The sequence below is a fragment of the Psychrobacter sp. PL15 genome (assembly GCF_035984995.1).
Lineage (GTDB): Bacteria > Pseudomonadota > Gammaproteobacteria > Pseudomonadales > Moraxellaceae > Psychrobacter.
In genome coordinates this window covers 1-1,625 of the sequence record NZ_JAXCIB010000033.1, presented here as the reverse complement: position 1 = coordinate 1,625, position 1,625 = coordinate 1, and the positions used below count along the sequence as shown (strand labels likewise).

Below are 1,625 nucleotides of genomic sequence, written 5' to 3'. Positions count from 1 at the left end.
GTAGATAGGTGTCTTCGCTTGAACTATCAGTCCCTAGGTCAATATCTAGTATCGATGGGATAGAGAAGACTTTAGTTGGGGTCTAGCTCAGGGAGGGAAAAGTTTAATCCTGTAGTGGCCAACTATATTTAGATAATTTATAAGAGGTGTTTGCTGAAATAATGGTACTTCTTTCTACTGGAGTTTAAATAATCTTTGAAGGTATGTGATCTGATGCTTTGATAATAGCCCTAGACGTAATCATTGATAGCCTGCTTAGCTTCAGATATATCCTCATAGCCACCCTTCGGCATCCATTCCATTTCAAGTCTTCTAAAGAATCTTTCATTTAGTGGGTGCATTATCTCATAAGAGCGAGGACCTTGGGTGACCTCAGGTGCAAAGTGGAAGGCTGTGCCCGTAGTTATCGTCATGACGGCTCATAGTGTGTGACACGTTGCTGCATCCATCAATATTATCAGCGAAGACAGTGTCGCCGTAATGCGTGCCCTGATTTGAATGAAACAACACGTCACTTGGGCTCAACCTTGTATGATATGTCACGTAAAGTGCTGTACCGACCAGGCTGCTCTCGGACGAGTCTGATACGGTAAAGCTAACAATACATCTAGCACATAAATCTAAAACGATGGCTATAAGCAATACCAGTCGCCTCTATTGCGGATATACGTCAGATCTCCTGTTCAGACTTGATTAGGCTCTGATTGCATAAATTTATGGTCTAATACATTGGCATGAGTTTTATGCGCTTTATTACGGTTTTTATAATTATGAGTCTTCGTCTGATAGCTCTCAAGTTCCATGTCCTCCACAAGCCTACCTGCTTTATAGCGGGTAATTTTGATGCCGTATTAATTCAGTAGTAGAGCTGAAACAGTTCGGGCATCTATTGAGCCGTTTGGTACGCTGAATGTCTGTCTGACTAAAATCTTAATCTACAAAGCTTTGACATCAATCGGCTCGTCCTTAGCACTACAATAATAGTCATTTCTGACCATGCCAAACAGGTAACACAGACGGTTTCTGCTTAACCGTTTATCATGCTCTGCAAGCTCAATAATCAGTGATAGTCGTTTAGATTGTCTAACGTTAGTAGGGCGAAAATCTTTTTTAAGATGTCGTGGTCTATAGTCAGCCGCTACATTTGCCTATGCAGTCGCTATATTTCTTGCTTCTCTTTACGGTACCTGCGCAGCCAATTATTTAATCTTGGATGGTTAACCTCAGCGACCCAGCAATATCTGCTGCTTTACATTTGTGTTCGATCATCATGTTAATGGTTTTAAGTTTAAATTCTCGGCTAAACTGTTTGCGTCTGTTAATCATATTGGTCCCTTGCTTTTGGGTTAGTATGATTTTTTGTGCGTTGTTCAATTTTATTATGTCAATATAAACACTATGTACTAATAAGTTAAATTAACGGCTAACAGCATATGGCCTATACTTAACAAAGATGCTGATGGCTTAATGCTTACTGAACACAGTAGTTAATAATAGAATAACTTTCCAAAACCGCTTGACCCACACATGAAACTGCGTATAATGCCACCCAGTCGGAAGGGAAGAGCGGCTTTATGAAGTGGTTTACCACTTTAGAAAAAGTTAGTTAAATAACTTCTTGACAC

At 40.1% G+C, this 1,625-nt stretch carries 1 protein-coding gene; it reads right to left on the bottom strand.

What is annotated here, in order from left to right:
* Positions 1-230: 230 nt before the first annotated feature.
* On the bottom strand, positions 231-413 hold the full coding sequence (locus RCH20_RS12435) for a hypothetical protein (protein ID WP_327193824.1): 183 nt from the start codon (positions 411-413) through the stop codon (positions 231-233).
* Positions 414-1,625 lie beyond the last annotated feature (1,212 nt).

Bases quoted from the DNA above. Each gene is read 5' to 3' on its own strand.
- RCH20_RS12435 (WP_327193824.1), bottom strand. From the start codon at position 413: ATGACGATAACTACGGGCACAGCCTTCCACTTTGCACCTGAGGTCACC.